We start from the raw sequence: 24299 nt of genomic DNA on the forward strand, positions 1-24299 counted from the left end.
CCGTGGTTTTGCGGGCGCCCGCTTCTTTTTTTTTAAAGCCCCTGTTTGGGGGGGGGGGCCACCCCCGGGGCCCCGGGGGGGGGCGGCGGGCCCCCGCGAGGGGTGTCTCGGGTTATCCCGCGAGTGCCTGCGTGCGCGCGGGTGTCAGCGCGCGGAGCCGGCCGGGACCGGGTCGGTCGCCTCGGTCCACAGATCCTGCTCGGCACGGTCCGCCTGGATCTGCCGGTAGACCAACAGGCCGGCAACTGCGGCCAGGGCCACCAGGATCAGCTTCTTCATCGCGTGCCTCTCCGTCCTGCGAGTGACGTCCATGCCCCGGACACCGCACAGGAATCCGGGATGCCCTCGACAATAACAGCTTGATTACCGCGGCGTGCCGAACCGCACGGGTGGTGCGGTGGTTCCACGTGGAACGACCGCAGCACCGTCAGGGAGCGGCGCAGAGCACCTCGGCGACGATGGCGTGCTGGACGTTGTCGGTGTTCGTCGCGCGGACCGTCCAGCCGGTCGCGGTGGGGAACGACTCGTTGTGCAGGACCATCGGGTCGCCGATGGCGCCGCCCGCACTCGGCACCTCGCCCGCGGGGCATTCGATGTGCGCCGAGCGCACGCCCGCGGCGGGGACGACGACACCCATGTCGTTCGCCTTCCAGCTGTGCGGCCGGTCGGAGCACCGGGCGAACGCCGTCACGGACGACGGGCCGGAGCCGGTGTTCTTGGCGCGGGCGTCCCAGTTGATGTCGGACGGGCTCGACCGGCTGAGGTAGTTCAAGGGGGCCGCGGCCGCGCCGCCGCCGGCCGCATGCTGGTTCGCCGGGCAGGTCGCCACGCTGATCGCCGTGTTGCCGCTGACGGTGTTGCCGATCTGGTGCGTGATAGACGGGTCCGACGTGCACACCACCACAGGCGTCACGGTGCGCGGCCCGTCGCTGTGGTTGCGCACCGACACCTCCCAGCTGGTCCCGACGGGGTTCGACGACCGGATGAACACCCCGTCCTCGGGGCTGACCGTCACCCCGCCGCCCGTGGACGTCTGCCCGGCCGGGCAGGCGAGCCGCGGGAAGTCGAACGGCTGGTTCGCGGCGATGGTCACGGGCTGGCCCTGCACTGTCGAACGGGCAGGCGCCGCAGCCCGTTCACCCGCCTGCGCCCCTACGGCGGGAACAACGACGGACACGATCAGACCGACTGCCAGAGCAGCGAAACGGGCACGCCTCATGACCTTCCCTCTCGGGACTGGGACCACCGGGGACACCAAGGAACAACAGGAGACAACAGGAGACAACGACCTGGTTGCCCGACTTCGGGACACCCACTCCCACCCACCGGGAAATCCACTCGGCCGGCGGTCGCGCGAGCAGACCAACCACTTCGCAGCCGCGCCCACGCCACACCCCGGGGCGTTGTGGAACGTGCGTGGAACCGGCACCCCCGGGAGTCACCCAGTTGCGACGCGCGCCTATCGCATGATCACTCCATAATTCTGTATGAATACGCAGTGTTACATGCCTGCTGTCCTGCATCGGTATCCGACGAAAGGGCACATCGATGCCTGCGTCCCTGCGTAAGACGACGAAGACTCCCGCGGTACGACGGCTGGCGGCCGCCGCCGTTGCGCTGGGCAGTTGCCTGGCGCTCTCCGTCCCGGCGGGGAGCGCGGGCGCGGCACCCGCCGAACCCGTACCGACCGTCTTCTACGGCGACTCCTACACCGCCAACTACGGAATCGCGCCCGTCAACAACGAGAACGACCCGAGCAGGGCCCTCTGCTTCCAGGCGAAGGAGAACTACCCCGCCCTCGCCGCCCGGCGCCTCACGGACAAGGGCGTCAAGCTCGACGTCCAAGCGGACGTCTCCTGCGGAGGCGCGCTCGTCGGCAACTTCTGGGAGGAGCAGACGACGTTCCCCGGTACGGACTACAAGGTCCCGGCGCAGCAGGACGCGCTCAAGCCGGACACCAAGCTGGTCGTGGGCAGCATGGGCGGCAACACACTGGGCTTCAACCGCATCCTCAAGCAGTGCTCCGCCAAGCTGCGGGAGCCGTCGCTGCTGCCCGGGGATCCGGTGGACGCGGACTCGCCGGCCGACAAGTGCCAGGAGTTCTTCGCCTCGGGGGACGGGCAGCAGTGGCTGGACTCCCAATTCGAGCTGGTCGGCGCGCAGTTGGCGGAGATGTTCGACCGCATGGCGTACTTCTCCCCCGAGGCCACCCGGGTCCTGGTCGGCTACTCCCGGCTCGTGCCCAACGACACCGCCAAGTGCCTGACCCCGGCACCCGGCCAAACGGAACTACCGCTCGCCGACATTACCCAGGACGCCATGCCGTTCCTGGACCAGGTCCAGAAGCGGCTGGACCAGGTCATGAAGCAGGCTGCCGCGGACGCCGGTGCCGAATTCGTGGAGCTGTACGGGCACACCTGGGCGAACACCGCCTGCGACGGGGCCGAGCGGGGGATCGGGGGCCTGCTGGAGGACTCCCAGGTCGAACTCTTCGGGCAGAAACTCCCGTGGTACGGCCACCCCAATGAGCGTGGACGGGACATTCAGGCGCAGCGCGTGGCCGACAAGATCGAAGAGATCCTCAACCAGTAGGAACCGCACGGACTCCTGCCAAGAGCCGTGCCGCACACCACACTTCACGCAGCGCGGCTCGCGGCAGCACTCCTGAACGAAGTCCAGGCCAGGGCCGAACCTGCGCCTATATAGAGGTACGCGCGCCCGCTCCCCGGGCACGGCGGCACGAGCAGAACCGCACAATGAGCCGATATGTCGCGTGCCTAGCGTCAGCTGCCGTGTGGGTCGCCTCGAAGAGCAGCGGTCCGGTTTCCGGTCCTGACGGGCGGTGGCGCTGCCGACTCGGTGCGGAGTCTCCCGCGCCTAATCCGCCTCTAAAACAATCAAGGCCACCGTCCCGGTGAACCGGATCGGTGGCCTGATGTGCACGCTCTTGAGTGGGCCTAACAGGACTTGAACCTGTGGCCTCTTCCTTATCAGGGAAGCGCTCTAACCGTCTGAGCTATAGGCCCTCGTTGGTGTGCTCCAAGAGAGTACCGCACCCCTTCCCGCACGCCAAAACGGGATTCCGGCCGTTGGGCAGGGGTGCGGCAAGGCGTCAGTCTTCCTCCGCCAGGGTGACCTCGATGCCGCCCGTGAAGGACGCGCTGAGGTTGTAGAGGAAGGCGCCGAGGGTGGCCAGGGCGGTGACCAGGACGACGTCGATGATGGCGATCGCCGTGCTGAACACCATGGTGTTCTTCATCGACAGCGTGGCCTTGAGGTCGAAGCCCTGCGGGTCCGTCTCGGACTGGGTGACTTCCTTGACGGTGTTGCCCAGCGAGTTGAAGACGCCGAGGCCGTCGAGCACCAGCCACAGCACGGTGACGGCGACGATGGTGACCACGCCGAGCGCCACGGACAGCAGGAAGCTGACCTTCATCACCGACCACGGGTCGACCCGGGCGGCCTTGAGCCGGGCCCGCCGGGTGCGGGTCGGGCCTACCGCGGCCGCAGCCGCGGACGGGCGCGCGGCGGAGGCCGCGGGGCGGGCCGCCGGGGCGCCCGCCTGGGTCGAGTTCTGCGCCATGGTCCCCACCTGCTGCGCTGACGTCTGGTTCTGGTCGGCGGCCGGGCGCGCGGTCGTCATGGTGCTCGTCGCGGACCGGCCGTACCCGTCGCTCCCCGACGGGTTCTGCCGCGAATCCGCACGGCGGCGGCTACCGCCGGACGCCGCACCGGACTTGGCCCGGCCGCGTGTGCCGCCGGAGGTGCCGCCGGACGTCCCCCCGGACGTCCCGCCGGCGGGGGCGGCTGCGGGAGGCGTCGCCGCGGGGCGCGGCGGCGTCGCAGGGGCCGCCGCGGGCGGGGCCGGGGGAGGAGCCGCAGGACGGGGCGGCACCGCGCCGGAGGACCCGCCTTGCGGGGACTGTCCGCTCACGCCGCACCTCGCCCGCACGCGGCCGCGAAGCCGCGCCTCTCCCGGGAGTTCCGCGGACCGCGGAACGCTCCCCGCTCAACCGACCGGTGCCTCACGCGTCACCTTCCTGCCCGGAGGCCGCCGCGGCGCCCTCGGTTTCCGGGTCGCCGACCGCATCGCCTTCGGGATCGCCCTCAGGCTCCGGCTCGGCATTCCGCGCGATGCCGACCACCGCATCGCCCTTACCCAGGTTGATTAGCTGCACGCCCATCGTGTCACGCCCGGTGTCCCGAACTCCGGAAACACGGGTGCGGATCACACCGCCGCCGAGCGTGATCGCCAGGATTTCGTCCGTTACATCCACAACCAGCGCCCCGACCAGCGAGCCCCGGTCCTCCACGATCTTCGCGGCCTTGATGCCGAGGCCGCCGCGGCCCTGCACACGGTACTCGTCGACGCTGGTCCGCTTCGCGTACCCGCCGTCCGTCGCGGTGAAAACGGACGTTCCTTCGCGCACCACGCTCATCGACAGCAGCTCGTCGCCTTCGCGGAAGCTCATGCCCTTCACACCCGACGTGGCCCGGCCCATCGGCCGCAGCGCGTCGTCCGTGGCGGTGAACCGGATCGACTGGGCCTTACGGCTGACCAGCAGCAGGTCGTCCTCGGCGGACACCAGCTCGGCGGCGATCACCTCGTCGTCCTCGCCGGCCTCGTCCGAGCGCAGGTTGATCGCGATGACACCGGCCGCGCGGTTGGTGTCGTACTCCTTCAGCGCGGTCTTCTTGACCAGGCCGGCCTTCGTGGCGAGCACCAGGTACGGCGCCACCTCGTAGTCCCGCAGGTCCATCACCTGGGCGATCTTCTCGTCCGGCTGGAACGCCAGCAGGTTCGCCACGTGCTGACCGCGGGCGTCGCGCCCGGTGTCGGGCAGCTCGTACGCCTTCGCGCGGTACACCCGGCCCTTGTTCGTGAAGAACAGGATCCAGTGGTGGGTGGTCGTCACGAAGAAGTGGTCGACGATGTCGTCCTGCTTCAGCTGCGCGCCGCGCACGCCCTTGCCGCCGCGCTTCTGCGAGCGGTACAGGTCGGTGCGGGTGCGCTTGACGTAGCCGCCGCGCGTGATGGTGACGACGATGTCTTCTTCGGCGATGAGGTCCTCGATGGACATGTCGCCGTCGAACGGCACCAGCGCGCTGCGCCGGTCGTCACCGTACTTGTCGACGATCGCGGCGAGTTCCTCGCTGATGATCTGCCGCTGCCGCTCCTGCGACTGCAGGATCGCGTTGTACTCGGCGATCTTCGCCATCAGCTCGTCGTACTCGGCGGTGATCTTCTGCCGCTCCAGGGCCGCGAGGCGGCGGAGCTGCATCTCCAGGATCGCGTTGGCCTGGATCTCGTCGATCTCCAGCAGGCCCATGAGGCCCGTGCGGGCTTCCTCGACGGTCGCCGACGCGCGGATCAGCGCGATGACCTCGTCGATCGCGTCGAGGGCCTTGAGCAGCGCGATGAGGATGTGCGCACGCTCCTCGGCCTTGCGCAGCCGGAAGCGGGTGCGGCGCACGATGACCTCGACCTGGTGCTCGACCCAGTAGCGGATGAACGCGTCGAGGGGGAGCGTGCGCGGAACGCCGTCGACCAGCGCGAGCATGTTCGCGCCGAAGGTGTCCTGGAGCTGCGTGTGCTTGTAGAGGTTGTTGAGCACGACCTTGGCGACCGCGTCGCGCTTGAGCACGATCACCAGGCGCTGGCCGGTGCGCGAGCTGGTCTCGTCGCGGACGTCGGCGATGCCCTGGATGCGGCCGTCCTTGACCAGCTCGGCGATCTTGAGCGCCAGGTTGTCCGGGTTGACCTGGTAGGGCAGTTCGGTGACGACCAGGCACTGCCGGTTGTTGATCTCCTCGACCTCGACCACCGCGCGCATGGTGATCGAGCCGCGGCCGGTGCGGTACGCGTCCTCGATGCCGCGGCGGCCGACGATCAGCGCGCCGGTCGGGAAGTCCGGGCCCTTGATCCGTTCGATCAGCGCCTCGAGGAGTTCCTCGGCGGACGCCTCGGGGTTCTCCAGGTACCACTGCACGCCCGACGCGACCTCGCGCAGGTTGTGCGGCGGGATGTTGGTGGCCATGCCGACCGCGATACCGGCCGAGCCGTTGACCAGCAGGTTCGGGAAGCGCGCCGGCAGGACCTCGGGCTCCTGCTGGCGGCCGTCGTAGTTGGGCCCGAAATCGACGGTCTCCTCGTCGATGTCGCGCATCATCTCCATGGCCAGCGGGGCCATGCGGCATTCGGTGTAGCGCATCGCGGCCGCGGGGTCGTTGCCCGGCGAGCCGAAGTTGCCGTTGCCGTCGACCAGCGGCATGCGCATCGACCACGGCTGGGCGAGGCGGACCACGGTGTCGTAGATCGAGGTGTCGCCGTGCGGGTGGTACGAACCCATCACGTCGCCGACCACGCGGGCGCACTTGTAGTAGCCCCGCTCGGGCCGGTAGCCGCCGTCGTACATCGCGTACAGCACGCGGCGGTGCACCGGCTTGAGGCCGTCGCGGACCTCGGGGAGCGCACGCCCGACGATCACGCTCATCGCGTAATCGAGGTACGAGCGCTGCATCTCCGTTTCCAGCTCGACCTCTTCGATGCGGTCGCTCGTGGGAGTGGGAGGGGGGGTCGCGTCGACCATCTCTGGTCCGGTTCCTTTCGCACTGCGGCGTACCGCGTTCGGATGTTCGGGTGGTGGTACGCCGCGTGACCTGTCGAGGCGTCAGACGGTTGCGGGGACGGACCGGTTGCAGACCGGCGGGAATTCGCCGGCGGCAACCGTCCGGTGCGGCCCGTCAGATGTCGAGGAAGCGCACGTCCTTGGCGTTGCGCTGGATGAACGAGCGGCGCGCTTCGACGTCCTCGCCCATGAGGATCGAGAACAGGTCGTCGGCGCGGGCGGCGTCTTCCAAGGTGACCTGGAGCAGCACGCGGTGCTCGACGTCCATCGTGGTGACCCGGAGTTCCTCGGCGTTCATCTCGCCGAGGCCCTTGAAGCGCTGGATGGCGTCGTCCTTGGGCAGCCTGCGGCCGGCTTCGCGGCCGATCTGCAGTAGCGCGTCGCGCTCGCGGTCGGAGTACGCGTACTGGAAGTCGTCCTTGCCCCACTTGATCTTGTAGAGCGGCGGCTGCGCGAGGTAGACGTGGCCGGCCTCGACCAGGGGGCGCATGAAGCGGAAGAGCAGGGTGAGGAGCAGCGTGCGGATGTGCTGGCCGTCGACGTCGGCGTCGGCCATCAGCACGATCTTGTGGTACCGCAGCTTCTCGATGTCGAAGTCGTCGTGGATGCCGGTGCCGAAGGCCGAGATGAGGGCCTGGACCTCGGTGTTCTGCAGCACCCGGTCGATGCGGGCCTTCTCGACGTTCAGGATCTTGCCGCGGATCGGCAGGATCGCCTGGAACATCGGGTTGCGCCCGGACTTGGCGGAACCGCCCGCCGAGTCGCCCTCGACGATGAAGATCTCGCACTTCTCGGGGTCGTTGCTCTGGCAGTCGGACAGCTTGCCCGGCAGCGACGCGGTCTCCAGCAGGCCCTTGCGGCGGGTCAGGTCGCGCGCGCGGCGGGCGGCGACGCGGGCGGTGGCCGCCTGGATCGACTTGCGCACGATGTCGGCGGCGTCGACGGGATTGCGGTCGAACCAGTCGGCGAGGTGCTCGTTGACGACCCTCTGGACGAACGTCTTGGCCTCGGTGTTGCCGAGCTTGTCCTTGGTCTGGCCCTCGAACTGCGGCTCGGCCAGCTTGACCGAGATGATCGCGGTCAGACCCTCGCGGATGTCCTCGCCGGAGAGGTTGTCGTCCTTGTCCTTGAGCAGCTTCTTGTCGCGCGCGTAGCGGTTGACCAGCGAGGTCAGCGCGGAGCGGAAGCCCTCCTCGTGGGTGCCGCCGCCGTGCGTGTGGATGGTGTTCGCGAAGCTGTACACGCCTTCGGTGTACTGCGAGTTCCACTGCATGGCGATCTCCGCGGAGATCCGCCGGTCCTTGTCCTCGGCCTCGAAGTCGATGACGTCCTTGTGGACCGGCTCGCCCTTGCGCGAGTTGAGGTACCGCACGAAGTCGGAGATGCCGCCTTCGTAGTGGTACGTCACGACACGTTCGGTCTCTTCGAGGTCCAGGTGGTCCGGCCGCTCGTCGATCAGGACGATGGTCAGGCCCTTGTTGAGGAACGCCATCTCCTGGAAGCGGCGCGACAGCGTCTCGAACGAGTACGTCGTCGTCTCGAACACGTCCGGGTCGGCCCAGAACGTCACGCGCGTCCCGGTCTCCTCGGTCGCCTCGTGCCGCTCCAGCGGCTCGACCGGCTCGCCGAGCTTGTACTCCTGCGTCCACCGGTAGCCGTCGCGCTTGATGTCCACGGCCAGCCGGGTCGACAGCGCGTTCACCACCGACACACCGACGCCGTGCAGGCCGCCGGACACCGCGTAGCCTTCGCCGCCGAACTTGCCGCCCGCGTGCAGCACGGTCAGCACCAGCTCGACCGCCGGACGCTTCTTCGTCGGGTGCTCGGCGACCGGGATGCCGCGGCCCCGGTCCAGCACACTGACCCCGCCGTCGGCCTGCAGCCGGACCTCGATGTGGTCGTTGTGGCCCGCGAGCGCTTCGTCGACCGCGTTGTCCACGACCTCGTAGACGAGGTGGTGGAGACCGCGCTCACCGGTCGACCCGATGTACATACCGGGACGCTTGCGGACCGCCGCAAGGCCTTCGAGCACCTGGATCGAGCTGGCGTCGTACGACGCACCGTTCGGTGAAGGCGCCCCGCTGCCGGAGGAGTCTGCCACGTGATTCTCCTTGGGGTTGCCGGGGTCGGCCACAAAGCGCCCTTTCTGGCACAGCACGGCCCCCTGCCCTATGGCGCGGGGCGGGGAGCCGCGGAAGTCGACACTGGGTAATCCGCTCAAGCGGACTGCTCCCATAGTCTACCGGTCCGGACGACACAAACGGGGGTTACCAAGGGCCCTCAGTTCGTGTGTGGCGCTCTGGCGGACCTTTCCACAAGTCCCCCCATGCGCCAGGGGGTGTTTCGCGGCTCTCATGCCGCCTGACGGGCCCGACCCGCACCGTCCATGACACCCTGTCAGCCGGGTACGACAGCCGGTTGCCGAAGCCCCGGGGAACCCACCCCGGACCACCCCTGCCAGGCCGCACAGCGGCCCCACACCCGGCCCCTCGGCCGACCTCCGCCCGCCGGCGCACCCGCCGCGTCAGCGCCCCGCCGACCAGCGGCCCCGGCGCCGTTCCGACGCCGGACCCCGCACCTCGATATACGTCACGGTGCCGTCGCCCAGTTCCTGATTGATCCGCTTCAGCAACTGCGGGGCCAGCCACCGCGCCTGCGTCGCATAGTTGTCGGAGTCCGCACGCACCACGAGACGCCCGTCCTCGAACCGCTCCGGCACGCAATGCGCCGCGATGCCCGGACCGACGATGTCCGACCAGCGCCCCATCACCCCGTGCACCGCCGCCGGCGTCTGCCAGCCGCGCTCCGCGATCATCCGCCCCATCACCCGGCGCAGCGGCTGCGGATCCCGGTCGTCCGGACCGGACCCGCTGCGGCGCAACCCGCGGCGGCCGTCCCGGCGTTCCTGCTGCTGGTCGAACCGGTCCTTGGCCTGCGCGCGGGCCTGCATGAGCGCGGCACGCGCGAGGTCGATGCCCTTCTTCTCCGGCTGCTTCGCCGGCTGCCCGTCCTGCTGCTTGCCGGACGGCTCCCCGGAAGTCCCGGCCGTACCGGGTCGGCCGGCGTCCGCACCCGGCGCGGGAGAAGGAAGATCCGCGGCCACTACACGGTCCTCCGCACTTCGCCCGCGGCGACCGTGTAGCGCGCGCCGGCCAGCGCGGGCGGGACGTCCTCCTCGACCGCGGCGGTGACCAGCACCTGCTCGCCCGGCGCCACGAGCCCGGCCAGCCGCTCCCGGCGGCGCGCGTCCAACTCGGCGAACACGTCGTCGAGGATCAGCACCGGCTCGCCGCCGTCGGCCCGCAGCAGCTCGTACGAAGCCAGCCGCAACGCCAGCGCGTACGACCACGATTCGCCGTGGCTGGCATACCCCTTGGCGGGCAGCGGCCCCAGCTTCAGCAGCACGTCGTCGCGGTGCGGCCCGACCAGCGTGATGCCGCGCTCGATCTCGCTCGGGCGCTGCCGCCCGATCGCCTCCATCAACGCATCGTGGATCCGCCCGCGGTCCGGCGGCAGCGGCTCGTCCCCGATCGAGCTGCGGTACTCCAGCACCGTGGGGCCGCCGCCGGAGGACAGCGCGTCGTACGACTTGTCCACCAACGGCTGCAGCGCACCCACGAGTTCAAGGCGCGCCGCGGTCAACTCCGCACCCGCCACCGCGAGATGCGAATCCCACACGTCCAGCGTGCTCAGCGACGCCCCGCGACCGCCCGCCCGGCGCGCCATCGCCGCGGTCCGCAGCAGCGCGTTGCGCTGCTTGAGGACCCGCTCGTAGTCCTGCCGCACGCCGAGCATGCGCGGCGCCCGCGCGGTCAGCAGCTCGTCGAGGAACCGCCGCCGCTCCCCCGGGTCGCCCTTGACCAGCGCCAGGTCCTCCGGGGCGAACAGCACGGTCCGCAGCAGCCCGAGGATCTCCCGCGGCTTGGGGACGGGCGAGCGGTTGATACGTGCCCGGTTGGCCCGGCCCGGGTTGATCTCCAGCTCGGCCAGCGTGGTCCGGCCGTCCCGGACGACGCTGCCCCGCACATAGGCGCGTTCCGCCCCGAGCCGGACCAGCGGCGCGTCGTTGGCGACCCGGTGGCTGCCCAGCGTGGCGAGATAGCCGACGGCCTCGACCAGGTTGGTCTTGCCTTGGCCGTTGGGGCCCACGAACGCGGTGACCCCGGGGTCCAGCGGAACCTCGACCCCGGCATACGAACGGAAGTCGGCGAGTGACAGGTGCGCGACGTACATGGCTGACGATGCGGCGCCCTCCGCGCCGGCCTCCCCTCACAACGGCTGTGGACAAGCTCTTCGACTACGAACCCCGACGGGCCCTGGCGGCCCCGGGGACGGCGGTCGGCGCCGCCCCGGGTCCGGGTGCTACTTGGTCGACTCGACCGCATGACCGCCGAACTGGTTCCGCAGCGCGGCGACCATCTTCATCGACGGCGAGTCGTCCTGGCGCGACGCGAAGCGGGCGAACAGCGACGCGGTGATCGCGGGCAGCGGCACCGCGAGGTCGATCGCGGCCTCCACCGTCCAGCGTCCCTCGCCGGAGTCCTGCGCGTAGCCCTTGAGCTTGTCGAGGTGCTCGTCGTCGTCGAGCGCCCGGACCGCCAGGTCGAGCAGCCACGAACGGATGACGGTGCCCTCCTGCCAGCTGCGGAACACCTCCCGCACATCGGTGACCTCGTCGGAGGCCTCCAGCAGCTCCCAGCCCTCGGCGAAGGCCTGCATCATCGCGTACTCGATGCCGTTGTGGACCATCTTGGCGAAGTGGCCCGCGCCGACCTTGCCGGCGTGCACGTACCCGAAGTCGCCTTCCGGCTTCAGCGCGTCGAAGACCGGCTTGGCCTTGGCCACGTCGGCCGCGTCCCCGCCGCACATCAGCGCGTAGCCGTTCTCCAGGCCCCACACGCCGCCGCTGACGCCGCAGTCGACGAAGCCGATGCTCTTGGCGGCGAGCTTCTTGGCGTGCGCGATGTCGTCGGTCCAGCGGGAGTTGCCGCCGTCGACCACCACGTCGCCCGGGGACAGCAGCTCGGCGAGGTCGTCGATGGTGGACGCGGTCGGTGCCCCGGCCGGGACCATCACCCACACGACACGCGGCGCGGGCAGGCTGTCCACAAGCGCCTTGAGGCTGTCCACATCGGCGAGGTCGGCATTGCGGTCGTAACCGACGACCGTGTGGCCCGCGCGGCGGATCCGCTCGCGCATGTTGCCGCCCATTTTGCCGAGGCCGACGAGTCCAAGCTCCATGTCCTGCATCCTTACTTCGCTGCCCTGATGCCGATGGTTACGGCACCGTCTGCTGGTGCCCCTTGTGGCGGCATTCAGACATCGGTGCGCTGGTCGGGCCGCGGGGCGGTACCCCGCAACGGCCCACGAGCGTGCCCGGGAGTCCGGGCACGCTCGTGCGGATCGCGTCGGCGGCTCAGCCGGAGAGCCGGACCGGCATGATCAAGTAGCGGTATTCGTCGGTGGCCTCGGCGGTGAGGTCGGGCTTGCCGGTCATGACGGCCGGCTTGGTCGACGTGGTGAAGGACAGCTGGGCGACCGGGGAGTCGATGGCGCTGAGTCCGTCGAGCAGGAACGCCGGGTTGAAGGCGATCGAGATCTCCTCGCCGTCCAGCGACGCCTCGAGCGCCTCGGACGCCTGGGCCTCGTCGCCGGAGCCCGCCTCGAGCACCAAGCGGCCGTCGGAGAACGTCAGCCGCACCGGGGTGTTCCGCTCGGCGACCAGCGAGACGCGCTTGACCGCGTCGACGAACGGCGCCGTCTCGACCGTCGCGACGGTTGCCGACTCGCCCGGGAACAGCGCCCGGTACTTGGGGAATTCGCCCTCCAGCAGCCGGGTCGTGGTGCGCCGCCCGGCGCCCTCGAAGCCGATCATGCCTTCGCCGAGCTTGTCGCCGGCCAGGGCGATCTGGATGCTGTCGCCGTTGGTCAGCGCCTTCGCCGTGTCGTTCAGCGTCTTGGCGGGCACCAGGGCGATCGACGACAGGCCCGGCTGGTCCGGCTTCCAGTCGAACTCGCGGACGGCGAGCCGGTAGCGGTCGGTCGCGGCGAGGGTGACCTTGTCGCCCTCGATCTCGATCCGCACACCGGTGAGCATCGGGAGCGTGTCGTCGCGGCCCGCGGCGATGGCCACCTGCGCGACGGCGGCGGCGAACACGTCGCCGGGCACCGAGCCGGCGGCGGTCGGCATCTCGGGCAGCGACGGGTAGTCCTCGACGGGCAGCGTCGGCAGCGTGAAGCGTGCGCTTCCGCAGACCACGGCGACCTTTGCACCGTCTGTGGAAATCTCGACGGGGCGGTTCGGCAGGCTGCGGCAGATGTCCGCGAGCAGGCGGCCGGACACCAGGATCCGGCCCTCCTCCTCGAACTCGGCCTCGATGCCCACCCGCGCGGACACCTCGTAGTCGAAGGCGGAGAGCATCAGGACGCCCTCGTTCGCCTCCAGCAGCAGGCCGGCCAGGACGGGGACCGCGGGCCTGGCCGGGAGGCTCCGGGCGGTCCACGCCACCGCGTCCGCCAGAACGTCACGCTCGACCCGGAACTTCACCGGTCACCGCCTCCTGCTGCCGCCAGTTGTCCTGCTGTCTGGTCCTGCTCGATCGGCCTGCGGTCCTCGTCGGGGTCCGGCTGCCGCATCACAGTCTGACGCACCGGGCCGACAGCCCGCTGCCACCCCTGCCGGCGCCGCGATCCACAGTTCGGCGCGCACCCCACCTTTAGACGAGGAAATCCGGGAACTTACAGGTAGTCGTCATAGTAGGGGCTGTGGATACGGTGGATAACCGGTATTTGCGCAGGTCAGGCCCCGTTTTTTGTCCACTGCGAGGGTGTGTACGACCGGTGGAAAACCAGGGGTCCGCTGTGGATGAGCAAAGTTGCTCCACAAGCCGTCCCCAGGTTTACCCCCGGTTGTCCCCACTCAATCCCCAGACTTCGACCTGGTTGTCCCCATGGCTGTCCCCGCCCGACGAGGTTTTCCCTCACCGGATCGAATGAACGGCCCTTCCCTGTGGACGAGTCGGTGGACAACCTGGGGACAACTGGCCGGATCCGGTGGACAGTCGGTGGACAACGGATGACGGGCGGATGGGGACAGGTGATCCGCGACCGTTGTCCACAGAGTGTGGACAAGCTTCATGCACAGATCCCCAGGCTGGTGACCTGCCCGTTTGCCTCCGTTGTACCCAGCCCCTGTGCGCAACGAAGTTTTCCACCACTCTTACCGGTGATGTGGACGGGCGATTCGGGCATCTGCGGTGGAAAACTCGACCAAACCTGATGTCTATGTGATGAAGCTCACAAAGAAACGGTATGGATGTACGGCGAAAACGGGGAACACAGAGCCCCGATTCGGGGCGGATCGGGGTCGGCGGACGTTTCGCGGCGCGGTCCGGGCCCGCGACCGCCCGCGGCACGATCCGGATGGGGAAATCGGGGCTTGGAAGGGGTCAACACCCGTGCCCTGTGGACAACTTCACCGCGACCGAAGCCGCCGCGGGCACGTCCGCGCAGGTCGGAAGCCGTGGCGCAAGCCACAGGCCTGTGGATAACGAACTCGCTGCGCCTGTGGGTGAATTACCCACACATATAGGTGTGCGCACAGCTGTGGGCAGGGTCCGGGCGCGACAAGGCACCGCGAACCGGCCGAGGGCGCGCCAGGGCGCCGCAAACCGGCCCGGAGCGGCAGGAGGGGGTGGGGAGTTCGCCGATCAGCTCTTGATGCGGTTGGTCAGCTCGGTGACCTGGTTGTAGATCGACCGCCGCTCGGCCATCAGCGAGCGGATCTTGCGGTCCGCGTGCATCACCGTGGTGTGGTCGCGGCCGCCGAACTGCGCACCGATCTTCGGCAGCGACAGGTCGGTCAGCTCCCGGCACAGGTACATCGCGATCTGCCGGGCCGTCACCAGCACCCGGCTGCGCGAAGTCCCGCACAGGTCCTCGACGGTCAGGCCGAAATACGACGCGGTGTGCGCCATGATCGTGCCCGCGGTGATCTCCGGGCCGGCGCTGTCCGGGATGAGGTCTTTGAGGACGATCTCGGTCAGCTGGAGGTCGACCGGCTGCCGGTTGAGGCTCGCGAACGCGGTGACGCGGATGAGCGCGCCTTCCAGCTCGCGGATGTTCCGGGAGATCTTGCTGGCGATGTACTCCAGGACGTCCGGCGGCGCGTTGAGGCCTTCCTGGATCGCCTTCTTGCGCAGAATCGCGATGCGCGTCTCCAGCTCGGGCGGCTGCACATCGGTGATCAGACCCCACTCGAAGCGGTTGCGCAACCGGTCTTCCAGGGTCACGAGCTGCTTCGGCGGGCGGTCCGACGAGATGACGATCTGCTTGTTGGCGTTGTGGAGCGTGTTGAAGGTGTGGAAGAACTCTTCCTGCGTCTGCTCTTTCGTCTCCAGGAACTGGATGTCGTCGACGAGCAGCACGTCCACATCCCGGTACCGGCGGCGGAAGCCGTCCGCCTTGCCGTCCCGGATCGAGTTGATGAACTCGTTGGTGAACTCTTCCGAGCTGACGTAGCGCACGCGCGTCCCCGGGTAGAGGCTCCGCGCGTAGTGGCCGATGGCGTGCAGGAGGTGGGTCTTCCCCAGCCCGGACTCGCCGTAGATGAACAGCGGGTTGTACGCCTTGGCCGGCGCCTCGGCGACCGCGACCGCGGCCGCGTGCGCGAACCGGTTGCTGGAGCCGATGACGAACGTCTCGAACAGGTACTTGGGGTTCAGCCGCGCGGCCGGCTCGTTCTCCTTGCCGGTCGCGGCCTGCTCGCGCCCGGTGCCGGGGCGCGGCAGCCGCACCGGCCGCTCCGGGTCGCCCTGATCCGGCCGGTCCGGGCGGTCCATGCGCTCCGGGTGCCCGGGACGGTCGTAGGGGGTCGGGCGGTCCATGCGGTCCGGCCGGTCGACGCGCGTCATCGGCTCGGCGACCGGATGGCCGCCAGGGATGCCCGGCACGGCGGAGCCCGGGCGACCGCCGGGTCGGCCCAACGGCTCGGCACGGTCGGTGCGTTCCGGGGCAGGCGGCCGGTCCACGCGCGGTGCGGGGGCGGCCAGCAGGTCGTCGCGGCCGGAGAACAGCGTGCCTTCGTCGGCGGCGATGGACGCCATGCGGTCGTCCGGCATTCGGTCGATGCCGGGCCCGTGCGGACCCGCTGCCGAACCGCCGTCCACAGCCGGGGGATTCCCGGTGGGCGGCGCGCCCGCACGGTCCGCGTCGTGGGACGGCGCGTTCGCCGCCCAGTCGGCCTCCGGGCGGCGGGCGTCGCCGTGCGCGGGAGCGTGGGTGCCGGACGGGTGCGCGGAACCGTGGCCGCCGTCGCCGCGGACGTCGTCGCCGTCGACGCGCTCCCGGTCACCGCGGTCGTTCCGCTCGTTCCGGTCCGGGCGGTGGCCCTGGTCGCCGTACGGGTCGGCGTACGACCCCGGGCCGCGGTGGTCGTCCTGCGGGAACGGTGCGGGGCGGTACGGGGCTTCGCCGCCGTACCGGTGCTCGGACGCGTACGGGTCCTGGGGATAGCGGCCCGGGGCGCCGTAGCGCTCCTGGGGATAGCCGCCGTCGTATGCCTCGCGGCGGTCGCGCGGGTCCTGCGGGTACCGGGGCGCGCCACCGAAACGGTCCTGCCCGTATTCCGTGCCGTATTCGGTGCTGTACGGGTCGGCGTACGGCGACTCGGTGCGGTACGGCGGCTGCCCGTACGGCTCCTGCCCGTAGAACGCCGGCTGCCCGTGGCCGCGCTCCGGCTGCGGATAACCGCCGCCCGCGGCGTAGTCGTCCTGCCACGGCCGCTCGGCCCGGTAGCCGCCGGACTCCGGCTCGCGCTCGTCCCGCGCCGGCTCCGGTTCGCCCGCCGCGCCCGGTTCGACGGTGACCGCGAAGGTGACGGCGCGGCCGAAGGACTGGCTGAGGGTCTCGGTCACCAGCTGCCGCAGCCGGCCGTCCAGCACCTGCTTGGCGAACTCGTTCGGCGCGGCCAGCAGAACCGTGTCCGAGATGAGGGCGAGCGGCTGGGTGCGCTGGAGCCACCCCTTGTCCTTCGCCTCGACGCTTTCGTCCGTGCCGAGTCGTTCCAGGAACCGTGCCCAGACTGCGGCGAGGTCGCTGGTGATGTCGGCCACAGTGCACGCTCTTTCGGTTGCGTCGGTCGATCGGGCGGATCGGAGGCGGGTGTCGGGACGGGACGACGACACGGGGACGACGACACAGGACCGGGCGATCCCCGCGGCCGCACGTGTCACACGCGGCGCGAAACCGGTGGCGGGGAAGTCTCAGGGCCGCATGGCCCCGGGCGGACGGTCCGCTGATCTCCCCCTTGACTCCGTGGACCCACTCGCAGAACCCACAACGGTAGCCGCCGTGCGGGCTTCGACTCAACCTGTTGTCCACAGGCTGTGGAGACTGCGTTGCCGCAGCTAGAAGGCCAGCTCAACGGCGTACACTGCGGCCCGTGACGGCTTCGGGGGCGGTCCCGGAAGACCCCTCGGAACACCCGGGCGGAGGCAGTCGCGCATCCCCCATTTGACCGCGTCGGGCGTTTCTACGTACCGTAAGCCGGTCTAGTTGTCGACGACCGCTGCCGCATGTCCGTAAACACAGCGACTGCATGTTGCGGACGTACGGTGATGGCCGGCGGCCTTACCGCCAGCCTCCGAGTCAATATCTGGAGCCCCCGAGTGAGCAAGCGCACCTTCCAGCCGAACAACCGTCGCCGGGCGAAGACCCACGGGTTCCGGCTGCGCATGCGCACCCGCGCCGGCCGCGCCATCCTGGCCGCCCGCCGTCGCAAGGGTCGCGCCGAGCTGTCCGCCTGATCCGCGCGACGTCCGAGCCGGACGCGTGCCGGACCGACGCCGGATGGCAGCCGGATGAGAACGGTGGTGGACCGCTCCACAACGTGCTTCGGGCACGTTGGAGCGGGCCCCGCCGTTTCTTCCTCTGAAGCATCCGGTCAGGCCTGTCCAGGAGAGGGGGTCGTCGATGCTCCCTCCCGTTAACCGGCTCAGGCACCGCGACGAATTCGCCGCCGCGGTCCGCCGCGGCCGCCGGGCCGGGCGTCCGCTGCTGGTGGTGCATTACCGCCGGTCCGCGGGCGATGCCGGCCGCTCGGCCGCCGATGCCACCGACCCGTACGTGACTCCGGGGGGAGCCCCGCCGCCGCGTGCGGGTTTCGTCGTGAGCAAAGCCGTCGGGCCCGCCGTGGTGCGGAACCGGGTGAAGCGGCGCCTGCGGCACCTCGTGCGCGACCGCTTGGCCGCGCTGCCGGACGGTAGCCTGGTCGTGGTACGGGCATTGCCGCCCGCCGCGGACGCGGATTTCGCCGACCTGGCCGCAGACCTCGACGCGGCGCTCGGACGCCTGCTCGGGCGGTCGGCACAGCCAGGAGCGAAGCCATGAAGTACCTGCTCATGGGACTGATCAGGGTCTACCAGTGGACGATCAGTCCGATGCTGGGCCCGGTGTGTCGCTTCTACCCGAGCTGTTCGCGCTACGGCTACGAGGCGATCAAGACACACGGGTCGATCAAGGGCACGTACCTGACCGTCTGGCGCATCCTGCGCTGCAACCCCTGGAACTCCGGCGGAGTCGACTTCGTCCCGCCGCGTACCCGCCGCCCATGGCGTCTCCGGTCCTCCGGGACAGCCCCCGAGGCGCAGCAGACCTCCCGTACCGAGTGCACCGCTGACCACACCCATGCGGATCACGTGCCCGGTACGAAAACCATCGCCCGAGGAGCCTGACCGTGGGGATCTTGAACCCCCTCTACGACGCCGTTTCCTGGATCATCGTCCAGTTCCACAAGCTGTTCGGCCCGATCTTCGGGAATGACAGCGGGTGGGCCTGGGGCCTCTCGATCGTCTGTCTCGTGGTCGCGATCCGGATCTGTCTGATCCCGCTGTTCGTGAAGCAGATCCGGGCCACCCGGAACATGCAGATCCTGCAGCCCAAGATCAAAGAGATCCAGCAGCGCTACAAGAACGACAAAGAGCGCCAGTCCCAGGAGATGATGAAGCTCTACAAGGAAACGGGGACGAACCCGCTTTCGAGCTGTCTCCCCATCCTTGTGCAGATGCCGTTCTTCTTCGCGCTGTTCCACGTGCTCAGCAACATCGCGAACGGCAAGACGGTCGGCTTCATCAACGAGAGCCTCGTGGAGAGCGCGAAGAACGCGCACATCTTCGGGGCCCCGCTGGCCGCCAAGTTCCTCGACTCCGAGGCCAAGATCCAGAGCCTCGGCGCGGACCTCACCACCGTCCGCATCGTCACCGTCGTCATGATCCTGCTGATGTCGGCGTCGCAGTTCATCACGCAGCGCCAGCTGATGGTGAAGAACACGGATCCCACTGCCATGGCCGCGAACCCGTTCGCGCAGCAGCAGAAGATCCTGATGTACGTCTTCCCGGTCATGTTCGCCGTCTTCGGCATCAACTTCCCGGTCGGTGTCCTCGTCTACTGGCTGACCACCAACCTGTGGACCATGGGCCAGCAGCTCATCGTCATCCGCCGCAACCCCACCCCGGGCAGCATCGCGTTCACGCAGCGCCAGGAGCGCCTCGCGGAGAAGGCCAAGCGCCAGGGCAAGGTCATGACGCCGGAAGGCGAGATCGTCGACGCGGCCGAGTACGAGGCCAAGATCGCCGAGGAGAAGGAGCGCGCGGCCAAGCGCGTTCAGCCGAAGGCCACCACGAAGTCGCAGCGCAAGGGCGGCGGCCACGGAACCTCGGGCTCGCAGCCGCAGCGTCCGGCGGTGAAGGGCTCCACGGCCCGGACGCCTCCGACGGCCAACGGCAACGCGTCGGAGGGCGCGTCCACGGGTGGCGCGGCCAACGGTCAGGCCCGCAAGCAGGCGCAGACCCGCAACCAGCCGCGCAAGAACCAGGGACGCAAGAAGTCCTGACCGGGTGCCGGCGGCATTCTCGGGCCCGTCCCGGCCCGGCCGACCGGCTTCTCCGGCCCCCGCAGACATGAAGCGTTAAAGGAGTACCCCGGTGACGGAAGGCACGACCCCCGCCGTCGAGACCGCCTCGCGGAAGGCCACGCTGACCGCGGACGACATCGGCCGCCTCGAGCAGGAAGGCGAGATCGCGGCGGACTACCTGGAGGCGCTGCTCGACATCGCCGACCTCGACGGCGACATCGACATGGACGTCGAAGGCGGTCGGGCGTCGGTGTCGGTCATCCCGGCCGAGGGCGACGAGGCCGCCGGCGACCTGGACCGGCTCGTGGGCCGGGACGGCGAGGTCCTGGAGGCGCTGCAGGAACTGACCCGGCTCGCGGTGCACCGCGAGACCGGCGAGCGCAGCCGCCTGATGCTCGACATCGCGGGCTTCCGGGCCCAGCGCCGCAGGGACCTGGCCCAGCAGGCGACCGAGGCCGTCGAGAAGGTCAAGGAGACCGGCGAGCCGGTCAAGATGGCCCCGATGACGCCGTTCGAGCGCAAGGTGGTGCACGACACGGTCGCTGAGGCCGGGCTGCGCAGCGAGTCCGAGGGCGAGGAGCCGCAGCGGTGCGTGGTCGTGCTGCCGGCGTGATGCGGTAAGTGCGGCTTGGTCCGGCCGGGTGGCCCTTCGGGGCGGCCCGGCCGGATTTTTTTGTGGTGGCGCCGGGGCGGGTTTCGGCAAGTTCAGCTTCGCCCCGCCTGTTGGTGGGCAACCCCGCGGCGGTTCCTGGGATGATGTTTCACGTGGAACACCAGTCAGCGGATGAGGAAGGCCGGGGTCGGCGCGCGGAGCGCGCGGCCGGTGCGGAGCGCGCGCCGGAGGCTCCTGCCTCCGCGGCACGGTTGTTCGGCGACAACCTGGACAAGGCAGTGCGGTATGCCGACATCCTGGCCGACGCCGGGGTCCGCCGCGGCCTGATCGGGCCACGTGAAGTCGAACGGCTGTGGGAGCGGCATCTCCTCAACTGCGGGGTGCTGGCCGAACTCGTCGCCGAGGGCGCGATCGTTCACGACGTCGGTTCGGGTGGCGGCCTGCCCGGCATTCCGCTCGCCTTGGTGCGCCCCGACTTGCGCATCACGCTGGTCGAGCCGCTGTTGCGCCGGACGACCTTCCTCGACGAAGTCGTCCGCGAACTCGGCCTGGAGAACGTCACCGTGCTGCGCGGGCGTGCCGAGGAGGTGCGTGGCAGCATCGAGTCCGACGTGGTGACCGCCCGCGCCGTCGCGCCGCTCTCCAAGCTCGCCGGGTGGGGACTGCCGCTGCTGCGCTCGGGCGGCGAAATGCTGGCCCTCAAGGGCGACTCCGCGGCCACCGAACTCCAGGAGTCCGAAGCGGATTTGCGCAAGCTCGGCGCCGTCGCTTGGGACGTCGTCCAGGTCGGCGAGGGGATCGTCGAACCGCTCACCACGGTTGTTCGCGTCCGGATGGGTGATGTCGTGCGCCCCGCGTCGAAGAGCGCCCGCAAGAGTGCGCGCGGCGGGCGGGCGGCGACGAAGGGCACCGGCCGCAACGGCCGTTCGGGCCGTCGCTGACTCGGGAACGGCCCAGTCAAACCCACCGCGGCGAGTCCTCTTTGTCCCGTCTGTGTAATTGATATGAGACTTGCCCGGTGTGTCGTAAAGGTCCGAGGGCGCGGCGCCGGGCATCGTGTTTCACGTGAAACGACGACTTCCATGGAAGCGCACCTGGGGAAACGCTGAGATCGAAGTCCCCGGTCGCCCCACGCCCCGGCACCTTGGTCCCTCGCCCACGCAGTCGGCCTCGAACATGGCAGGCTCTGAGAGTGCCGGCGGTGCGCGCCGCTCCGCCGGGGTTCTGGCAGCAGAGGAGAGTGGACCGTTGTCGTCCGACGTCACCGCCCGGACATCCGCCGATCCAGTCCCCGGGCCGCGCGACCCCTATCCATCCGGACCGGCGGGCGACGAGCCCGGGTTCCACGACGTTTCACGTGAAACGGGACCCGATCCGGCCGATGCCCTGGTCGACGATACGCCGATCGCCCGCGCCGCCCGCCAAGCCGTCGAGACCATGGGCCGAGCCGCCGAAGGGCTGCCGCGTCCCGCCGAAACGCGGGTCATGGTCGTGGCGAACCAGAAGGGCGGGGTCGGCAAGACCACGTCCACCGTCAACCTCGCCGCGGCCCTTGCGATGCACGGCGCCCGCGTCCTGGTCGTCGACCTCGACCCGCAAGGGAACGCGTCCACGGCCCTGGGGATAGACCATCACGCGAGCGTGCCGTCGATCTACGACGTCCTCGTGGAGGGCAAGGACCTCGCCGAGGTCGTCCAGCCCGTGGTGGACGTCGAAGGTCTGTTCTGCGCGCCCGCGACCATCGATCTCGCCGGTGCCGAAATCGAGCTGGTGTCGCTGGTGGCCCGGGAAAGCCGTCTCCAGCGCGCCATCAACGCCTACGAACAGCCGCTGGACTACATCCTCATCGACTGCCCGCCCTCGCTTGGCCTGCTCACCGTGAACGCGTTGGTGGCGGGCCGCGAGGTGGTCATCCCGATCCAGTGCGAGTACTACGCGCTGGAAGGGCTCGGCCAGTTGCTCCGCAACGTCGAGCTGGTGCGCGGGCATCTCAACCCGCATCTGCACGTCTCGACGATCCTGCTGACCATGTACGACGCGCGCACCCGCCTGGCCTCGCAGGTCGCCCAAGAGGTGCGTGACCACTTCCCCGCCGAAGTGTTGAACACGTCGATCCCGCGCTCCGTGCGGATCTCCGAGGCGCCCAGCTACGGGCAGACGGTGATGACCTACGATCCGGGATCCACCGGCGCCTTGTCGTATCTTGAGGCGGCGCGCGAGATCGCGCTTCGGGGAATCGCCGCAGAAGCGAAGGGGGCATAGTGAACGATCGACCGCGCAGGGGACTGGGCAAAGGGCTGGGCTCGCTCATTCCGGCGGGCGCCGGATCCGGGGCAGCGGCGCTGACCAGGCCGCTGCCCGAACCCGCCGCGCCGACGTCCCCGACCTCGTGGCCGCTGGTTCTCCCCGACCACACCGCGCCCGCCGCGACCGGTCTCGGCGCTCCGGAGCAGGACCCGGCCGCGGCGGTGGACGTGCGGGCGCCCGGGGAGCCCGAAGCGCCCATGACGGTGGCCGGCGCGTGGTTCGCGGAGATCCCGCTGACCGCGATCACGCCGAACCCGCGGCAGCCGCGCTCCGAGTTCGCCGAAGAACCGCTGAAGGAACTGGTCGTCTCCATCAAGGAAGTCGGCCTGCTGCAGCCGGTCGTCGTCCGGCCGTTGGGGGCGGACCGGTACGAGCTGATCATGGGCGAGCGCCGGTTCCGGGCGAGCCAGATCGCAGGCTTGGAGAACATCCCGGCGATCGTCCGCGAGACCGAGGACGAGAAGCTCCTCCTGGACGCGCTCCTGGAGAACCTGCACCGCGCGGAACTCAACCCGCTGGAGGAGGCGGCCGCTTACGACCAGCTCCTCAAGGACTTCGCCTGCACCCAGGACGAACTCGCCGACCGCATCGGCCGGTCGCGCCCGCAGGTGACCAACACGCTGCGACTGCTGCGGCTCCCGCCGGAGGTCCAGACGCGGATCGCCGCGGGCACGCTGACTGCCGGGCACGCCCGCGCGCTCCTGGGACTCAAGGACCCCGAGGCGCAAATCGAGCTGGCCCGGCGCTCGATCGCCGAGGGGCTCTCCGTGCGGTCGGTCGAGGAGATCGTCCGCATGCGGCAGTTCGACGAGGAACAGAACGGGCCCGCGACGGCGAAGCGCCCCGGACCGCGTGCGGGCAAGCGCGTGGCACCCGAGCTGAACGATCTGGCGAACCGGCTCAAGGACCGCTTCGAGACCAGCGTGAGCATCGACCTCGGGCAGAAGAAGGGCAAGATCGTCGTCGAGTTCGCGTCGATCGAGGACCTGCAGCGCATTCTCGCGGTGATGGCGCCCGGCGAAGGGAAGGCGCTTGCGGCGCGCTTCGCCTCGGCTGCTGACGTTCCGGCGCAGAGCACCGCGGAGGCGGTTGACCCGGTGCGCTGAGCCGGACGGCCGAGCCGCAGCCGGCCGAGCCGCAGCCGGCCGAGCCGGACCCACGCGGCGACCGGAGGACCGAGAGGACCCGAGCCGGAGACATGACGGGCCCGACAGTGATCTGTCGGGCCTTCGTCATGTCGCGGGAGAGTTGTTCCACGTGAAACGTGAGCCACACCGTGCCGGTGGCGTGGCTGCGGAGGTTCGAGGACGGAGGGGGCGGGTCGGGCGGCGGAGGTGGAGACGGCGGCGGTGTATCCGGTCGACGTCGGCAGGCGTTCCACGTGAAACGCGGCACCGTGGCCGTCAGCCGTCAGCCGTCAGCCGTCAGCCGTCAGCCGCCAGCCGCTTCGCTTGCCGACCGCCGTGTTGCACGGGGGAAACTACGCCGGCGCTTGCCGCAGCTCCCCCGCGATGCGGTGCGATCGACCCCTGGGGAGATCTCGGTGGGCCCCGTGCTTGGTGCGTCAGACCGCGAACGACCCACGCCTGCTGTCTGCCGTTCCACGTGAAACAGCAGGGGCGGTCGCTGCGGCACCTGTCGGCCATCCCACGTGAAGCGGGGGTCGGGCGGCCACACACTGACCGTGCGGCGGCACCAGCCAGCCGGATGCAGGTCGGTCCGCTCAGGTTGATCCGAGTGGGGCCACGAGCGTGGTGCGTTAGGCAGCTCGCCAGGGAGCCGAGCGGGCAGCAAGTGAGCGAGCCATTCAGCCTCTCGGCTGCCGCCGACCGTTCCACGT

At 69.9% G+C, this 24299-nt stretch carries 19 protein-coding genes and 1 tRNA gene; 9 read left to right on the top strand and 11 right to left on the bottom strand.

Annotated elements, in window-relative coordinates; genetic code table 11:
- Nucleotides 1–144: 144 nt before the first annotated feature.
- A complete protein-coding gene (locus tag ACPA54_RS14335) occupies nt 145–279 on the bottom strand; it encodes a DLW-39 family protein (protein ID WP_345673961.1) in 135 nt (44 codons plus the stop codon).
- 148 nt (nt 280–427) lie between these two features.
- Nucleotides 428–1093 (bottom strand): hypothetical protein, encoded by a 666-nt coding sequence (locus tag ACPA54_RS14340; protein WP_423529582.1) that lies wholly within the window; start codon nt 1091–1093, stop codon nt 428–430.
- A 455-nt stretch (nt 1094–1548) separates the two neighbouring features.
- Between ACPA54_RS14340 and ACPA54_RS14345 the strand changes: the two genes are divergently transcribed.
- Nucleotides 1549–2592 (top strand): SGNH/GDSL hydrolase family protein, encoded by a 1044-nt coding sequence (locus ACPA54_RS14345; protein ID WP_423529584.1) that lies wholly within the window; start codon nt 1549–1551, stop codon nt 2590–2592.
- Nucleotides 2593–2952: 360 nt separating this feature from the next.
- Here the strand turns inward: ACPA54_RS14345 and ACPA54_RS14350 are convergent.
- From ACPA54_RS14350 to dnaA, 9 genes are all read right to left on the bottom strand, one after another.
- A tRNA-Ile gene (locus tag ACPA54_RS14350) sits at nt 2953–3026 on the bottom strand.
- 86 nt (nt 3027–3112) lie between these two features.
- A complete protein-coding gene (locus tag ACPA54_RS14355; RefSeq protein ID WP_423529586.1) occupies nt 3113–3643 on the bottom strand; it encodes a DUF3566 domain-containing protein in 531 nt (176 codons plus the stop codon).
- Between the two features lie 382 nt (nt 3644–4025).
- Nucleotides 4026–6590 (bottom strand): DNA gyrase subunit A, encoded by a 2565-nt coding sequence (gene gyrA, locus ACPA54_RS14360; protein WP_423529588.1) that lies wholly within the window; start codon nt 6588–6590, stop codon nt 4026–4028.
- Between the two features lie 154 nt (nt 6591–6744).
- Complete coding sequence (gene gyrB, locus ACPA54_RS14365) at nt 6745–8787, bottom strand: DNA topoisomerase (ATP-hydrolyzing) subunit B (protein ID WP_423529869.1); 2043 nt, start codon at nt 8785–8787, stop codon at nt 6745–6747.
- Nucleotides 8788–9153: 366 nt separating this feature from the next.
- Entirely contained in the window at nt 9154–9732 is a 579-nt protein-coding gene (locus tag ACPA54_RS14370) for a DciA family protein (protein ID WP_423529590.1), read from the bottom strand.
- On the bottom strand, nt 9732–10862 hold the full coding sequence (gene recF, locus ACPA54_RS14375; protein ID WP_423529592.1) for a DNA replication/repair protein RecF: 1131 nt from the start codon (nt 10860–10862) through the stop codon (nt 9732–9734). Before recF ends, ACPA54_RS14370 begins: the two co-directional genes overlap by 1 nt.
- A gap of 129 nt (nt 10863–10991) precedes the next feature.
- Nucleotides 10992–11948 (bottom strand): phosphogluconate dehydrogenase (NAD(+)-dependent, decarboxylating), encoded by a 957-nt coding sequence (gene gnd, locus ACPA54_RS14380; RefSeq protein ID WP_423529871.1) that lies wholly within the window; start codon nt 11946–11948, stop codon nt 10992–10994.
- 97 nt (nt 11949–12045) lie between these two features.
- Complete coding sequence (gene dnaN / locus ACPA54_RS14385) at nt 12046–13176, bottom strand: DNA polymerase III subunit beta (protein WP_345673953.1); 1131 nt, start codon at nt 13174–13176, stop codon at nt 12046–12048.
- A gap of 1162 nt (nt 13177–14338) precedes the next feature.
- On the bottom strand, nt 14339–16741 hold the full coding sequence (gene dnaA, locus ACPA54_RS14390) for a chromosomal replication initiator protein DnaA (protein WP_423529594.1): 2403 nt from the start codon (nt 16739–16741) through the stop codon (nt 14339–14341).
- Nucleotides 16742–17296: 555 nt separating this feature from the next.
- Between dnaA and rpmH the strand changes: the two genes are divergently transcribed.
- The 8 genes from rpmH (at nt 17297) to ACPA54_RS14430 (ending at nt 23565) form a co-directional block, all read left to right on the top strand.
- On the top strand, nt 17297–17434 hold the full coding sequence (gene rpmH, locus ACPA54_RS14395) for a 50S ribosomal protein L34 (protein WP_010849920.1): 138 nt from the start codon (nt 17297–17299) through the stop codon (nt 17432–17434).
- Between the two features lie 166 nt (nt 17435–17600).
- Nucleotides 17601–18017, top strand: a complete 417-nt coding sequence (gene rnpA / locus ACPA54_RS14400) for a ribonuclease P protein component (protein WP_423529597.1) — start codon at nt 17601–17603, stop codon at nt 18015–18017.
- Complete coding sequence (gene yidD / locus ACPA54_RS14405) at nt 18014–18361, top strand: membrane protein insertion efficiency factor YidD (RefSeq protein WP_345673951.1); 348 nt, start codon at nt 18014–18016, stop codon at nt 18359–18361. Before rnpA ends, yidD begins: the two co-directional genes overlap by 4 nt.
- A 2-nt stretch (nt 18362–18363) precedes the next feature.
- Nucleotides 18364–19518: a membrane protein insertase YidC gene (yidC, locus tag ACPA54_RS14410; RefSeq protein ID WP_423529599.1), complete on the top strand. Its 1155-nt coding sequence runs from the start codon at nt 18364–18366 to the stop codon at nt 19516–19518.
- A 91-nt stretch (nt 19519–19609) separates the two neighbouring features.
- Nucleotides 19610–20152 carry a Jag family protein gene (locus tag ACPA54_RS14415; protein ID WP_345673949.1) on the top strand — a complete coding sequence of 181 codons (543 nt, stop codon included), beginning with the start codon at nt 19610–19612 and terminating at the stop codon, nt 20150–20152.
- Between the two features lie 143 nt (nt 20153–20295).
- Nucleotides 20296–21093 carry a 16S rRNA (guanine(527)-N(7))-methyltransferase RsmG gene (gene rsmG, locus ACPA54_RS14420; RefSeq protein ID WP_423529873.1) on the top strand — a complete coding sequence of 266 codons (798 nt, stop codon included), beginning with the start codon at nt 20296–20298 and terminating at the stop codon, nt 21091–21093.
- A 235-nt stretch (nt 21094–21328) separates the two neighbouring features.
- Nucleotides 21329–22414: a ParA family protein gene (locus ACPA54_RS14425; RefSeq protein WP_423529875.1), complete on the top strand. Its 1086-nt coding sequence runs from the start codon at nt 21329–21331 to the stop codon at nt 22412–22414.
- Nucleotides 22414–23565 (top strand): ParB/RepB/Spo0J family partition protein, encoded by a 1152-nt coding sequence (locus tag ACPA54_RS14430; RefSeq protein ID WP_423529602.1) that lies wholly within the window; start codon nt 22414–22416, stop codon nt 23563–23565. Before ACPA54_RS14425 ends, ACPA54_RS14430 begins: the two co-directional genes overlap by 1 nt.
- The last annotated feature ends 734 nt before the right edge of the window (nt 23566–24299 follow it).

This window comes from Uniformispora flossi (assembly GCF_049534875.1).
In the GTDB taxonomy this organism is placed as follows: domain Bacteria; phylum Actinomycetota; class Actinomycetes; order Streptomycetales; family Streptomycetaceae; genus Yinghuangia; species Yinghuangia aomiensis.

What these genes read in the sequence shown, in the direction of transcription:
- ACPA54_RS14355 (WP_423529586.1), bottom strand. Translation starts at nt 3,643, where the DNA reads ATGACGACCGCGCGCCCGGCCGCCGACCAGAACCAGACGTCAGCGCAG.
- ACPA54_RS14345 (WP_423529584.1), top strand. Translation starts at nt 1,549, where the DNA reads ATGCCTGCGTCCCTGCGTAAGACGACGAAGACTCCCGCGGTACGACGG.
- ACPA54_RS14335 (WP_345673961.1), bottom strand. Translation starts at nt 279, where the DNA reads ATGAAGAAGCTGATCCTGGTGGCCCTGGCCGCAGTTGCCGGCCTGTTG.
- rnpA (WP_423529597.1), top strand. Translation starts at nt 17,601, where the DNA reads ATGCTCCCTCCCGTTAACCGGCTCAGGCACCGCGACGAATTCGCCGCC.
- ACPA54_RS14425 (WP_423529875.1), top strand. Translation starts at nt 21,329, where the DNA reads ATGGCAGGCTCTGAGAGTGCCGGCGGTGCGCGCCGCTCCGCCGGGGTT.
- yidD (WP_345673951.1), top strand. Translation starts at nt 18,014, where the DNA reads ATGAAGTACCTGCTCATGGGACTGATCAGGGTCTACCAGTGGACGATC.
- rsmG (WP_423529873.1), top strand. Translation starts at nt 20,296, where the DNA reads ATGTTTCACGTGGAACACCAGTCAGCGGATGAGGAAGGCCGGGGTCGG.
- recF (WP_423529592.1), bottom strand. Translation starts at nt 10,862, where the DNA reads ATGTACGTCGCGCACCTGTCACTCGCCGACTTCCGTTCGTATGCCGGG.
- gyrA (WP_423529588.1), bottom strand. Translation starts at nt 6,590, where the DNA reads ATGGTCGACGCGACCCCCCCTCCCACTCCCACGAGCGACCGCATCGAA.